The sequence below is a fragment of the Paenibacillus sp. B1-35 genome, assembly GCF_050474385.1.
Lineage (GTDB): Bacteria > Bacillota > Bacilli > Paenibacillales > Paenibacillaceae > Paenibacillus_B > Paenibacillus_B alvei.
Genome location: NZ_JBCHVJ010000003.1, coordinates 191,442 through 205,764, shown reverse-complemented (window position 1 = coordinate 205,764; position 14,323 = coordinate 191,442). Strand labels below are relative to the sequence as shown.

Here is a 14,323-nt window from a genome sequence, read left to right as displayed (position 1 = left end):
CATTACAATACAAATAACCCGTAATGAACTCTAGTTATCTGAGTTTCTATGACGGGTTATTGTTTAACCGCAAGTATATTTGTGATGTAAATATTTTAGTCGAACTGCAGCACTTTAGTGCGTGCCGGTCACCCCAAAATCATCTACAGACGATTGATCTGCCCGATAGAACATAACATCTCCATCACGCAGTTGGAAGGTGACGCCGTACGGATCCGTGAACTGGGAGCGAGAGCCTTCGCGCTTCCATTGATTCGTCAGCGGAGCCTTGATGTATTGCAAATGCGGCCTGCCCTTCTGTCCATCACGAACGGTCTCGATGTCGAAGTTCACGATGAGAAAGCCATCGCGCAGGAAGAACGGGGCCTTATCGTTAAAGCTGAACTGCTTCGATAAATCAAAGCCCTTAGGCACGATATACAACTTGGCAGGCAAATTATACTCGCCGTACCATTGCTGAATGGATGCATAGGCGCGTGCCGCAGAGACGCCTGACGGCACATTTGTCGGCCCGTGTAATGTGCGGACATTGTACGGCAGGAACAGGTCACTGTAGCTGCCGATCACCGTAGGGTCTTTCGCCGCTCTCACCCATGCGTCGATATATGCCTGACGATTCACCATCATACTGCTGGCAAACAGCTCGTAAAAACGAGCCGCGGCATCCGCGATAAGCTGCCCTGGTATATTGCGGAGGCGCGCATTCAGCGCCATGCTCCGCTTCAACTTATCGTCTGCCGAACCAATGCGAATGAATTTTTTTGCCTCTGTATGATAGTACACATCCACTTCCTGACGCTTCTGCCCCTTACTGTCCGTAAAGTAAAATGTCGGCTTCAGATGAATGCCATCTCCTGGACCGAACATATTTCCCTTTGTCTTTAGGTCAAACTTGAAGGCGTATCCCGTCTTCACCGCTACATTCTTGAAGGATGGATCCGGGTGACTGCCTTTGCGCACAGGCAGCTCGTAAGGAAATGCATGGCCTCGAGCTTCACCATCGATGCCATTCGCTCCGACCCAATAGGAATTCCCTGTCGGCTCACTGCTTCCTTTTTGCTTGCGGAACACGGTTTCCCAATTGAAATCCATAATGTCCGTCACATGGAAATCATACACCCTGCCAATAACCTCCACTGCGATTTCGTGAGTCGCCACATGATGCTGCCAATCCGTGTTGGCTGTTGGCTGATGCGTGAAGGAATCCGGTGTATTTTCGGCGACATTTCGGAATAAGACTGTGTAATCTCCTTCATCCACCCAGACTGGCAGAAAGAACGTCGTATCCAGTTGGGTAACGGGAATATCTGTCCATGTACGTTTCGGAATGAATGTGCCCCGATCTGCTGTGTAGACATCGAATGGGAACCATACCTGCTTCGTACGGAAATATTTCGCATAGTCGCGGTTGCCGTATCCCGGATCGTTTACATGCTGACCGCTCGTCGGTATGCGGATCGAAAAAGGCCGATCCAGAATTAACGCCGCACGATTATCGTTTGGTATTGTCTTTTGGTTATGTTCTCGATCGTCGGTAATCGACGAGTAATTCACGACAGGCGTATGTACGGTTACGGTGTTGATGCCGTTGATTGGGAATTGCTTGTCACCGCCGCCATTGATATTGCCGGGTATGAGACTGTAGTAGATTGTGCCTGAGCTTGGGGTATTGGCCTTATTCACAAGTGTTTTGCTGATCATGTAGTTTTTCCCGTACAATACATCTCGTTCAATTACAGGAGAAGAAGGAATTGAACCTGGAGCCGGTGCGGATTGATCCACCCATCCGTTGTTCATGATTGTAGAGCCATTGAAGACAACATAATCGTTTCGAACTTTATTTTGTCCGACACTAGACTCAGCCCTAGAACGGAATTCACTCGTTTCATCAGGAACAGAAGGGCGTGATGAACCTCCATCCTTTGTCTCTGTTCCCAAATCTATAGATTGACAGGGAGATGGTTGCACATGATCGTTAACATGGACACTGTTGGAAGATGTAAGATTCGGCGCCGCATATCCTGCTGGATTAAGAGTTATGTTTCCACTCGGAAGCGCATAATTCGTAACCGTTGCCTTAGAAATCTTGTACGCTTCAAGATTGTCGATTTGCCAATAAGAATAAGGTCTTTCGACTGTAATGTCTTTGGTTACAGTCACTGTATCGCTCTTGGAGACTGGTGGTGTTGGAGGGTCGCCAGGCGAACCAGGTATGGTCCATTTGAGAATATACGTCTTTTTTACCTGAACCGTGTACGTTACCTTGCCCGTCATATTGGCAAACTTGTTTTGGAATAAATAGTTCTTACCAAAAACATTTACGTAAAGGGACTCTGATGTTGGAATGCCTTTTAGAACATTGAAATGCTCGCTGCCCCGTTCATCGGCATGCACTACACCACTGGAGGAAGGCTCCATTTCCATTTTGTAATTTACGATTCCTTTCGAAGGAGAGCTAATAACCGGAGAGCAGCTTCCTCCACCCCCATCATTCCCGTCATTGCCGCCACCGCCCGTACTGCAATCCTTGACTTTAAAAGTTTTGGTATCCGTTTCGTCAAGATTTTGAGTGGGGTCATAAAAATGAGCGGTTATGTTGGTGTTTCCCTCTACACCCGTGATCGTTATTTTTCCATCCGGCGTGATTTTTGCAATACTTTCGTTTGAGCTGCTCCATGTTAATTTAGGGTGACTCTTCAATATATATGTTTTTTTATCGGGTTTTGTTAGAGCCGCTTCAGCTTGCTTTGGAATTGCCGTATCAGATGTACACGCGTCTGGCAGATTGACAACAAGTCCAGGTTGGGTGGTGACCGTAATCTCAGCAGTGTCTGAGATCCGGTATGTCCCATTGTCCCAAATGGCTCGTACTCTGGCTTTCCCCGGAGCTTTACCGGTTATCTCCCCTGTACTGCTAATTTCCACGATAGCTGAATCTGAACTGTACCACCTTGTTTCTGCTGCTCTGGAAGCGACGGAAACCCCATTGCTCCAACTATCTTGTCCCCAGTTTTTGGTTTTAACGCTTGCGTTCATTTGCACTTTTTGTCCTACTTTGATTATAGAATCAGGATTTACATCGATCTCTTTCGTTTGATGAATTGTCCCTTCCCAAATTATTCGAACTGGAGTTAAATACATGACAGTGACCTTGGGACATCGATTTGGCCGCTTCATGAATTCCGTAGGTCCGTCAGTCGGGATCTTAGATCCCCCAGTTTTTGTTTGGAGAATAGCTGTGCTACTGCTTGTAATTGTAGGATCTCCAACTGCTTCATATGACGGAGCTGGAGACCATACAACTTGCTTTAGATGTTTACCAGTGACTCCATCTGGAGAAATGCGCCACCCCTGGTAATTCCCCCAATCTGTAGCCGGGTATTTCGATAGATCTACATCATCTGGAACTACCTTTTCATCTGTAGGAAAAGGATTATTACATGAACCTGCATTCGAGACTGTTACCGAGCCTCCAGTATAGTCGGCCTTGAAATCCCCGTTGTCCAATTGATACCAGTAGGTTCCGGGGTTTCCAGGTACAGGTTCAGCTTGGATAGTCTCATTAATTGTATGAGATTTCGGCGGATAGGTGTCTGCAGCCTGCACAATGCTGTTACTGATATTACTGACCAAAACAACACTGCAAGATAAGATCACCAGCGACATAAAGAAGGAAAAGGACGCTCCTCGCTTTCTATTGCGCATGTATGCTCACCAACTATTTAATTTAATCTTTTTGGAAGGATACAATTTCCCCGTTATCATTTCGAATACTGAACTTCCCTTTAGTGTCTAAAAAACCAGTAGTCCATAGTGTTTTCGTTTCATTTTTCTTAAAGTAGTTTGCAGTGCTTTGTGGGAATGTTTCAATACCAACTGAATCCACATAATTTTTATCTGCGATTCTGTAAAAAGTAATCAGAAGTGTCTTTAATCCCTGACTATAGGTCAGAGCACTCGGTTTATCGATAAGAGATGTAAAATCGAGTTCCGCATAAGCTATGAATTGTCCTTTTTGATAATTTTCAATTTTGGGATAGAACAGAGAAGAATAAACACCTTTTAAATTACCTGCTCTAGCATCAACAACAATATAATGTTTGACTTTAAGTCTCGCTGATTTGTTCGACAGAGTTATTGGAGTGTTAACTATATCTGCAAAACTACCTTGATTGTATTTGTAACCTGCAAGGGTAATCACATTCGTACCTGTCGTTCCGACTTCTCTCAGTTCATTAAGATCACGATATGCATCCGCACTTTTCCCCTCTACGTCCATATAACGCAATAGAATCGCAGCTACTTCAGCTCGTGTGGTCGTGTTTTGGAGTTTTATGGTTCCGTCCTCGAAGCCGCCAGCAATACCGGTGCCGCGAACAAGTGCAATGTAAGGAATCTTTTCAGCGCTAATTTCCCCACGAATTGCCTCTGGTGCTGGGATTAAAGTATTCTGGGTATCTTCGAAGGCCTGTTTAAACGTTTCGTTGGAAGCAATAAGACCGTTTGCAATCCACTTCATCATTTCATACCGAGTCAGTTGGGTGTTCGGCTTAAATCCATTTGGATAGTCCCCAGGTTTAATAAAACCCTGAGCTGTCAACTGCGTGACTGCCGCTTCTGCCCAATGACCCTTCATGTCTGTAAATGGATTATCTCCAGCAGATGCAGCAAGCTTTGTAGCTCGGCTGAGAATAGAAGCGAATTCACTTCTAGTAATTTGACCGTTTGGTTTAAATGTTCCGTCTTCGTAGCCTGTTATCAGTTTCAACTCTAGTGCCCTAGCGATAACATTTTCTGCCCAATGACCCTTCACATCCTTGAACGTAGAGACAGCCTTCAAATTGACTTTAACGGTATCCACACCTGCTTCAGCCTTAACCGGCGCAGCGGTATAACCTGCCAAGAGTGTGGCTGCCGCCAATGTCGAGAGTATAACCTTTTTCATAAGTATCTTCTCCTATACTGAAATTTGGCTTGATTACGTGGATGAGCCACTTCATCTCTTATCTCTCTTGTATGAATCTCTAAGGTGCGAAAATTATGGAACATATCATATATATCGGAAAAATTTAAGATTTCAACACAAAATTCGTAATTTTATTCCAATTATCTCCTCCTTCTTTATTCGAAGTCAATCAGAAGTTGGCATCCCTCCCCCCACACCTATGCACAAAGGCCATCTCTTCTGACTTTTGCTAACTCATCTGCCTTCACTAGCAGCAGTTCACTTGCAGAGCACACCACAAAACAAAAAAAGCACGCTAATTGCCGATTGGCAAAAAGCGTGCTTCGCTCTTTAAGACCCATAAGGTCATACTATTTTTACGGATTGTAATAACAATATTAGATTGTTTTACCTATCCCTGTCAATCCATTTTGAATATTTATTGTGAGATTCCCTAACCATGCACCTAAGCATAGGGCAGAAAATCTGGGATTTTAGTGATTTGGCATCTAGCTAATAGAGTTATCAGCGGATCAGCCAAATATAAGATATAGTTCCCTTGCGCTTACTGGGCCTGCTTCAGCAAGGTACGCAGGGACTTGCTTACAATTCGCGCTGTTGCCTTCGTGTTAGATTCTGCGCTCCAACGATCGCACAGCTCTTGAACCCACTCTGGGTTCGTCTTGCTCGCATCATTCAGCCAATTGCCGACCGAATCCTGTACGTACTTAGCCGAATCTGACTTGAGCGGTTCAAGCAACGGTAGCGCCAGCCATGGGCTTTGCTTCAATGCTTCAATATGCTTCGTCCATACCCCTCTCGGTCTTGTCGCTTCTGTTGCGAAGCGGCGTACATTTGCATCGTCATCGGTTGCCCAAGCAATCAAAATCGCTATCGCTTCAGATAAATTCGAGTCAATATGAGAGCGCACTGCCATCCATGCAATTTCCCTAACGCCAAAATGCGGATCCGCCGCGAAACGACGAATGCGGGACAACGCCTCTTCCACGGATAACTGTGCATCACCGCTTGCCATGTAGGCAGCCCAGCATCTAACAGAATCCGAGCGATGATTGGCTACTCTATGAAATTGTTCAGTTTCTACTACAGGAGTATTCTCATTTTCGCAATAATCGTACAAACGCTGTCCTATCAAACGTATCGCCTTCATGCCGCGTCTGCTGTCCGTTTCTTTTATTTCCATAAGCAGCTTAGGAAGATGGCCTTCTAAGTCGATTTCCGGCAGCACATGTTCAAGCAGCATAACGTGATCCACAGTCAGCCATTCTGTTAAATTTACACTTTCAATCGCTCCAGTGCAAAGGAGCTGCTGAACTTCACTCGGAATATTCGCCTCTTTCGATGCACCTTTTCGCTGAATTATCGTTTCCGAAATAGAACGATCCAAATCCATTTCCTCCTTCAAATAGACAGATAGACAGTTAAAGATGAATACGATGCCATAACTCCGTAATCTATTCAACAGTTACTACATAATTCCTCCTATATGTATTCCCCAGACTTATTGCCTTCTAATCAAAATAAAAAGACGACTGCCCCTTACAAAAGGAAACAGTCGTCTGACACAGAGAAGCTCATCTGCTGCGAATATTATTATTTGCTAAGTGTATCTGTCAGTATCGGAACGATTTGTTTCTTACGGGAAACAACGCCCTTCAGCAAAGCTGTGTTATTTTCCAACGAAACATTGTACGCTTTTTCAACCGCCTCTGATTTGGAACCAAGCGCAAGCGCTACGGAATCACTGTTCAAGATATCGGTTACAACGAATACGAACAGGTCAAGTCCTTTTGTTGCAATGATATCAGACAAAGCTGCTTCCAATTCAGCTTGGCGGGACAATACGTCGTTCACATCAACCGCATTGACTTGCGCAATTTCAACCTTGGAGCTACCCATGGAGAACTCCTTCGCATCAAGGGAGATCAGCTCTGCAATTGTTTTCTTGCTCAAGTCCGCGCCTGCTTTCAGCATGTCCAAGCCATACTTCTCTGCATCCACGCCTGCAATTTCAGCCAATTCGCGAGCAGCGGCTACGTCTTGATCCGTGCAAGTCGGGGACTTGAACAGTAAGGAGTCGGAAATAATTGCAGACAACATCAAACCAGCAATGTTCTTGCTGATTGTTTTGCCGTTTTCTTTGTACATCTTGTTCAAGATTGTCGCTGTGCATCCAACAGGCTCAGCACGGTAGTACAAAGGACCGCTTGTTTCAAAATTCGCAATGCGGTGGTGGTCGATAACCTCAAGCACTTCCACTTGCTCGATATCATTTGCGCTTTGCTGGCGCTCATTGTGGTCAACGAGGATAACGCCTTTTGCTTCATTTGCTACTGTTTCTACCAAACGTGGCGCTTCTGCTTGGAATGTATCCAATGCAAATTGTGTTTCTCCGTTCACACTACCAAGACGGACGGGTTCAACGTTAAAGCCCAATTGTGTTTTCAAGTCTGCATATGCAATTGCGGAGCAAATCGTATCTGTGTCTGGATTTTTATGTCCGAAAATAAGTACCTTTTCCATTTCGCTAACTCCCTTTATACACGATATTTGTAGTGAGAAAAGTATAACGTAGATCATCTTGTTCAATCAAGATTATACCGCAAATGTTGGTAAAATCCCATTCCATTAGTAGGAATATCATTGCGAAATAAATGGGGTTTGGCGTAGATATGCTGCGTCTTTTATTTGATCCACTAGAAATTGAGCAATGCGATGATTTGAGATTCTCATCCCCGGCATATCATAAGGACTAACCTTCACCGGCTTATTGACATCACCTTCGTGCACGAATGGCAGCCGTACAAGCGTCCAATCCAACTCATATGCACGTAAAATGTCCAGCTCCCGCTGCTTATCCCGAATCATATCGCCGTAGAATAGACGGAACAAGCGTGCACCGATTCGATTCATCCACGATTTGCGGTCTCCTTCGATATCAAGCGATCCCCCTGTAACCCCAATATATCTACGAATACCTAATTCATTCATTATCTCTACCACTTTCTTGGTCACTTCACTATAAATCGGCTTGTCTCGCATCGGCTGTCCAAATGCATTAATAACCCCATCCGTTCCCTCTAAAAGAGAACGAATGGCAGCTTTATCTGATGCATTTCCTTCTACTATAATCGCGTTCGCTGATTTCAATTGGACTCGCTCCGGACGGCGTGCCAAAATACGTACTGAAAATCCATGTTCAATTGCGGTTGCAGCTACATGCCTTCCTACTGTCCCTGTTCCTCCAATAATCGCAAGCGTTTGCCTAGACAATATTCTTCTCTCCTGTTCTGGTAGCTTCATAGAAACATTCATTCTATAGTACGGTTTTATGGTTAAAAGGAAGCACTTTCCTGCAACCCTTTACAATACCTTATCAACCGCTTGATGTTGGTTTAACTTTGTTTGTTTATGATTAGAGACGTAAACGGAAGGAAACCAAAATGAAAACTAATTGAAAAAGGAGTCATGAACTCATGCGAACTCATCGTTTCATGAAATGGACAGCAACGGTACTTGCTTCCGCATTTTTACTTACGGGCTGCTCATCTGGACAAGCTGCGATTGAAGTAATCGACGCTTCCAAGTTGACCTTGGATCAAATTGTGGAGAAGGCAAAACAAGAGGGGCAAGTCAACTCGGTGGGCATGCCTGACACTTGGGCGAACTGGGTGCAAACGTGGAACGATTTAGGAAGGAAATATAGCTTGAAACATATCGATACGGATATGTCCAGTGCTGAAGAGTTGGCGAAGTTCGAGTCAGAGAAGGAGGACGCAACCGCTGATATTGGCGATGTCGGCATCGCGTTCGGACCGCTTGCGAAGCAAAAGGGACTCACGCTGCCCTATAAAACGTCCTACTGGAACGACATTCCGGACTGGGCCAAGGATGATGAAGGTCATTGGCTGCTCGGCTACACGGGAACATTGTCCATCATCACAGATAAGAACAAAGTAAAAAATCCGCCGAAATCTTGGGCTGACATAAAAAATGGAACATTCAAGGTCGCTGTTGGGGATGTCATGAAGGCGAACCAGGCACAATTCGCAGTTCTCGCTGCTGCATACGCATTCGGCGGTGATGAAACGAACATTCAACCAGGCATCGACTTCTTCGCTGAGCTGGCGAAGCAAGGCCGCCTCGCTTCCAATGATGCAGGACTTGCTAACCTGGAAAAAGGGGAAGTTGAAGTCGGATTCCTGTGGGACTTCAACGCCTTAGGCTACCGTGACAAAATTGACAAGAATCGCTTCGAGGTTGTCATTCCACAAGAAGCCTCTGCAACGAGCGGCTATGCGACCGTCATTAACAAGTATTCGAAACACCCGCATGCAGCAATGCTGGCGCGTGAATACATCTTGTCTGACGAAGGACAATCCAACCTGGCTCGCGGCTATGCTCGTCCAATCCGCTCCAATGCGAAACTCGCAGACGATGCGAAAGCAATGCTTCTTCCAGATGAAATGTACAACAACGCTAAGCCTGTAAAAGATCTGAAGGCATGGGAAGAGACAACGAAGAAGCTGCCGCAGTTATGGCAAGAGCAGGTGCTCATCCATGTCAAATAACAGCATGAACAACGTGCAGCATGACAACAAGCTCATCTTCATCATGCTGGATGGCTTACGCTATGATACAGCTCTCACGCAAATGGGATACATGCAACACTTGGTGGAATACGGCAAGGCGGCGCGCTATAAAGTGCGCTCCGAGCTGCCGAGCCTGTCCCGCCCGCTGTACGAGGTTCTGATGACCGGCACTCCGGTATGGCGCCACGGCATTGCTACGAATCAAACCGTGCGATTATCGCACGAACGCAGCTTGTTCCATTTAACCCGGGAAAATGGACTGACAAATGCGACCGCCTCTTATTATTGGGTAAGCGAGCTGTACAACTCTGCTCCGTTCCATCTGGTAGCGGATCGCATACAATTGAATACCGACAAGCCGATTCAGCACGGAATCTTCTATTTTGAGGATTACTATCCAGACTCGCATCTGTTCGCGGACGCGAACTTTTTGCTCACGCAGTACGCTCCAGACTTCTTGTACGTCCATTCGATGAACATTGACGATGACGGGCATAAGTTCACAGGAGATTCTGCTCAATACCGCACTCGCGCACTGGCGGCAGATATTATTCTGGCGTCTGTGCTGCCAGCTTGGACGGGCGCAGGCTATCAGATCATCGTCACTGCTGACCATGGCATGAACAATGATGGGAATCATGGCGGCACAACAGATGCAGAGCGGCATGTTCCACTGTTCGTCATTAGCGGCAAGATTACACCTGGCATTTATGAACAGGAAATACCTCAATTGCAACTGGCGCCGCTCGCCTGCCGCTTGCTCGGCATCGCTCCATCTGAAGCGATGCAGCCGCTGTCTATGCTGGAGTTCAGGCCGGCGTCTCCATAAGGAGGCGCCTTTCTGGAATGGAAAAAAACATACCTTGAGAGACGCGGTCGCTCACCAAGAGTTACCTCGATAGGAGTTTTTTATCACGGTGTGACTTAGGAAATAACGTTACAGGAAAGGAGCACGTACATGAAACGGATTAACAGCATGCTGTACATCACGATTATCCCGTTATTCATCTTTGTGGCGCTGTTCATGTTCGTCCCACTCTTTACGATGATTTCTGGAAGCTTTCAGGAAGACGGCGGCGGGGCATTTACGTTTAATCAATACAAGGAACTATTCACGAATCCGTATTACTGGAAGGCATTTGAGAACAGTATTCTCATTTCCCTGCTGTCCAGCTTCATCGGCATCATTGCGGCTATATTTGCCGCATACGCCCTTACTCGCTTTCCGCAGCGCGTGCAGGAACGACTGCTCGTCATTACGAACTTAACATCGAACTTCGCAGGCATCCCGCTTGCCTTCGCCTTCATCGTGCTTCTTGGCAACAGTGGTCTGTTCACGATGCTGTTCCGCCAGTTCGGCATTGATATGACGGCTACGTTCAACCTGTATTCATGGTCTGGATTGACGATTATTTATGTGTATTTCCAGCTTCCGCTGGCCATTATGCTGCTCTACCCGTTGTACCATGCCATTCAAGACAACTGGAAGGAAGCTGCTTCACTGCTGGGCGCTTCGCCGTTTCAATTTTGGAAACGCATTGGTCTGCCAGTACTTCTGCCAGGGATCGCAGGCACATTTAGTATCTTGTTCGCGAATGCGATGGGTGCATATGCATCTGCCTATGCCCTGACAGGCAGCAACTACAACCTTGTGCCTGTTCGTATCGGCGCTCTCGTGTCGGGAGATATTTTCGCCCGTCCAGAGCTAGGGAGCGCTTTGGGCGTGCTGCTAGGCTTGACGCTGCTAGCCGCCATGCTCGTCAATGAATGGCTGACGCGCAAAGTTCGGAGGGATTTGCCATGAAACGACTGACTCGCTCTTTGCCAACACTCGCCTTTTCCGCAGTATTGCTCTATCTGTTCATTCCGGTCATTGCCACCATGCTGTATTCGCTCGCGACGACATGGAATCAAACGATTTTGCCCGAAGGGTTAACGCTGAAATGGTTCGGCGAACTGTTCCAGGATACCCGCTTTATGGAGGCGTTCGGACGATCCCTGATGCTAAGCAGTGCAGCTACCTTGACAGCGGTTATCGTCATCGTGCCGGCTACGTTCGCCATTTCCTTATATGCACCGAAGTTGGAGCGTTGGGTGCAGACGCTTGTCATGCTCACCTATGCGGTTCCCGGTGTCATTATGGCCGTCGGCTTGATTCGCGCTTACTCGGACAAAGGCTTCTCCATGATCATCATCGTCTTCGGAGCCTATGTCGTCGGCATGCTGCCGTTCATGTACCAAGGAACACGCAACAGCCTGCGCGCTGTTCAGGCCGAATCGTTGATGGAAGCAGCAGAGCTGCTGGGAGCAAGTCGAATGACGGCATTTCTGCGCGTCATCGTGCCGAACATTATGCCAGGCATTCTCGTATCCGCGCTCCTCTCCTTCTCGATTCTGTTTGGAGAGTTCGTCCTCATTAACATATTGGTTGGCGGACGTTTTGAGACGATGCAGCTCTATTTATATGCTCAGCTCAACAAGAGCGGACATATTGCAAGCGCCATTACTGTTACCTATTTCATTCTGATGGCCATATTGAGCGCATGGATCGTAAAGCTGACCGGGCGGACATCCAAGCCATTCGCAGAGCCAGTTGAAGATACCTTCAATAATCCCGTTCCGACTACCCCAGCTATGATAAGCAAGGAGGCTTCCTAAAATGAGCTATGTACAGATGAACCAAGTTGCCAAGACATTCAATAAACAAAAGGTGCTGAACAGCATCAACCTGCATATTCAAAAAGGTGAATTGGTTACCCTGCTTGGCCCTAGCGGCTGCGGTAAAAGTACACTGCTGCGCATCCTGTCCGGACTAGCCCCATTGGATAGCGGAACAATTCATATCGACGGCAAGGATGTCACCGCTGTCGAGCCAAAGGATCGGGAAATCGGCATGGTGTTCCAGTCTTACGCTCTGTTCCCGAATATGACGGTATCTGATAATATCGCATTCGGCTTAACGATGAAGAAAATGCCGCTTGATGAAATCCGCCGTTCAGTTGGCGAAATGCTTGAACTGACCGGACTGCAAGGCAAAGAGAAGTCTTTCCCGCGCGAGCTCTCTGGCGGACAACAGCAGCGTGTCGCACTTGCCCGCTCACTCGTTACCAAGCCTAAGTTACTTCTGCTGGATGAACCGCTTAGTGCCTTGGACGCCCAAATTCGCAAAAACCTGCAGCAACAGCTTCGTTCCATTCAGCGCGAGCTGAATATGACGACTGTGCTCGTTACGCATGACCAAGAAGAAGCGATGGCGGTAAGCGATCATATTTACATCATGAATGCAGGAAATATTGCGCAGCACGGTTCTCCGCAAGAGATCTATACGCAACCGAGCAGCGAGTTCGTAGCACGCTTTATCGGCAGCTACAACGTATGGAGTGCCAAAACGCTGGGACAGATTGCACCGGAGTACAGCCTTTCAGGCAGCAAGCTGTATGCGATTCGACCTGAGACGTTCTCCGGGCAGCCGCTCGTTGGCGGGTTGGCCGTAACGGGAATCGTGCGCAACGTGACGATGCTTGGCAATATTATGCGCATGGAATTATGCGTGCATGGAGAGCATGTCGTCATCGATCAAATTCATCGGAATTCCGATTGGATCAGCGTAGGTGCGACAACGACGGTGTATCTGCATCCGAAGGACGTGATTCCGCTTCATGACGCTACTGCCTGAAGAACGTAGACAGCATATTTTGCAGCAGCTACAGCGGCATGGCAAAATACAGGTTGCTTCCTTGGCCAGCAGCTTGGAGGTCACGCCAGAAACAATACGACGAGATCTTGACGAGCTCGAAACGAAGCAAATGCTCAAACGAGTATACGGCGGGGCCATTGCCTTTTCCCATATGCAGATAGAGCCTCGATTCGGTAAAAAGAGCAGTATGGAGCAAGCGGCGAAAAGAGCTATCGGGGAAGCTGCCGCCGCACTCATTCAAGACGGAGATACGATTGTCATTGATGTAGGCACGACGATGATCGAGCTTGTGCGGGCAATTCGAGGAGTCGTCGGCGTCACCGTCGTGACGAACTCCATACCTGCCGCGGAGCTGCTTATGGAGCGACAGGAAGCCAAGTTATTTGAAGGCAAGGTCATCATGCTTGGGGGTGTCGCTCATCCCGAGCAGAAGTCGATTGCCGGAGCTATGACCTGCGAGTTGTTGACACGATTTCATTTTGATAAAGCATTCATCTCTTGCGCAGGCATTACCCCTGCGGGAATTAGCGATTATGACATGGAAGAGTCGTTTTGCTCGACCCTAATGATTCAACAATCCAAGTACGTATACGTGCTTGGCGACCATACGAAACTGGGAGTCAATCAGTTATGCCGAATTTGCGACTTGAACCAAGCAACGGCTGTCATTTGCGATCACCCCATGCCGAACAATTGGAGACGCGATAACGTGAATATTGAATGGATAGCAGCAGCACCCCTCTCTTCCTCCATAACTAGCAGTTAACGGGAACTTGCACCATTCACACAGCCCATCATTTGACAAAATATAAAATGGAAGATACAGTAACTAGTAGATGAATTTAATATGAAATCCACTAGGGGAGCCGCAATCGGCGGCTGAGACAAGAATTTTTGGACCCTTTGAACCTGATCCGGGTAATACCGGCGGAGGGAAGTGGAGACGGCCAGTTCATAGCTTTTTTATGCTGACATGATGAAGCCGCTCCATTTCGGGGCGGCTTTTTTTGCTGCCGCGAAGTGCTCCCTGTCCAGATTTCAGTTTGCATTCATCCACTATCCAATCAT

11 protein-coding genes and 1 riboswitch are annotated in these 14,323 nt (G+C 47.2%); of the genes, 6 read left to right on the top strand and 5 right to left on the bottom strand.

Annotation, left to right across the window (positions count from 1 at the left end; genetic code table 11):
* Positions 1–114: 114 nt before the first annotated feature.
* The 5 genes from ACQ5BJ_RS12725 to ACQ5BJ_RS12705 form a co-directional block, all read right to left on the bottom strand.
* The gene (locus ACQ5BJ_RS12725; RefSeq protein ID WP_430110748.1) at positions 115–3,705 is read right to left on the bottom strand and encodes a DUF5704 domain-containing protein; all 3,591 of its coding nucleotides are present in this window, start codon (positions 3,703–3,705) and stop codon (positions 115–117) included.
* Between the two features lie 22 nt (positions 3,706–3,727).
* Positions 3,728–4,945: an S-layer homology domain-containing protein gene (locus ACQ5BJ_RS12720; protein WP_430110751.1), complete on the bottom strand. Its 1,218-nt coding sequence runs from the start codon at positions 4,943–4,945 to the stop codon at positions 3,728–3,730.
* Between the two features lie 565 nt (positions 4,946–5,510).
* Positions 5,511–6,359 (bottom strand): DNA alkylation repair protein, encoded by an 849-nt coding sequence (locus ACQ5BJ_RS12715; protein WP_430113403.1) that lies wholly within the window; start codon positions 6,357–6,359, stop codon positions 5,511–5,513.
* 200 nt (positions 6,360–6,559) lie between these two features.
* Positions 6,560–7,489, bottom strand: coding sequence for a manganese-dependent inorganic pyrophosphatase (locus ACQ5BJ_RS12710; protein WP_005544133.1), 930 nt, complete (start codon positions 7,487–7,489; stop codon positions 6,560–6,562).
* Between the two features lie 117 nt (positions 7,490–7,606).
* Positions 7,607–8,239: an NAD(P)-dependent oxidoreductase gene (locus ACQ5BJ_RS12705; RefSeq protein WP_430110757.1), complete on the bottom strand. Its 633-nt coding sequence runs from the start codon at positions 8,237–8,239 to the stop codon at positions 7,607–7,609.
* A gap of 203 nt (positions 8,240–8,442) precedes the next feature.
* Between ACQ5BJ_RS12705 and ACQ5BJ_RS12700 the strand changes: the two genes are divergently transcribed.
* The 6 genes from ACQ5BJ_RS12700 to ACQ5BJ_RS12675 all read left to right on the top strand — a co-directional run bounded on the left by ACQ5BJ_RS12700 (position 8,443) and on the right by ACQ5BJ_RS12675 (position 14,021).
* Positions 8,443–9,537, top strand: coding sequence for an ABC transporter substrate-binding protein (locus tag ACQ5BJ_RS12700; protein WP_430110759.1), 1,095 nt, complete (start codon positions 8,443–8,445; stop codon positions 9,535–9,537).
* Positions 9,527–10,387 carry an alkaline phosphatase family protein gene (locus ACQ5BJ_RS12695; RefSeq protein ID WP_430110762.1) on the top strand — a complete coding sequence of 287 codons (861 nt, stop codon included), beginning with the start codon at positions 9,527–9,529 and terminating at the stop codon, positions 10,385–10,387. The genes ACQ5BJ_RS12700 and ACQ5BJ_RS12695 overlap by 11 nt, the downstream gene beginning before the upstream one ends.
* A gap of 129 nt (positions 10,388–10,516) precedes the next feature.
* Positions 10,517–11,362, top strand: coding sequence for an ABC transporter permease (locus ACQ5BJ_RS12690; protein WP_005544140.1), 846 nt, complete (start codon positions 10,517–10,519; stop codon positions 11,360–11,362).
* Entirely contained in the window at positions 11,359–12,216 is an 858-nt protein-coding gene (locus ACQ5BJ_RS12685) for an ABC transporter permease (RefSeq protein ID WP_005544142.1), read from the top strand. The genes ACQ5BJ_RS12690 and ACQ5BJ_RS12685 overlap by 4 nt, the downstream gene beginning before the upstream one ends.
* Before the next feature lies 1 nt (position 12,217).
* The gene (locus ACQ5BJ_RS12680; protein ID WP_430110766.1) at positions 12,218–13,234 is read left to right on the top strand and encodes an ABC transporter ATP-binding protein; all 1,017 of its coding nucleotides are present in this window, start codon (positions 12,218–12,220) and stop codon (positions 13,232–13,234) included.
* A complete protein-coding gene (locus ACQ5BJ_RS12675; RefSeq protein WP_005544144.1) occupies positions 13,218–14,021 on the top strand; it encodes a DeoR/GlpR family DNA-binding transcription regulator in 804 nt (267 codons plus the stop codon). Before ACQ5BJ_RS12680 ends, ACQ5BJ_RS12675 begins: the two co-directional genes overlap by 17 nt.
* An 83-nt stretch (positions 14,022–14,104) precedes the next feature.
* Positions 14,105–14,208, top strand: a riboswitch (TPP riboswitch).
* Positions 14,209–14,323 lie beyond the last annotated feature (115 nt).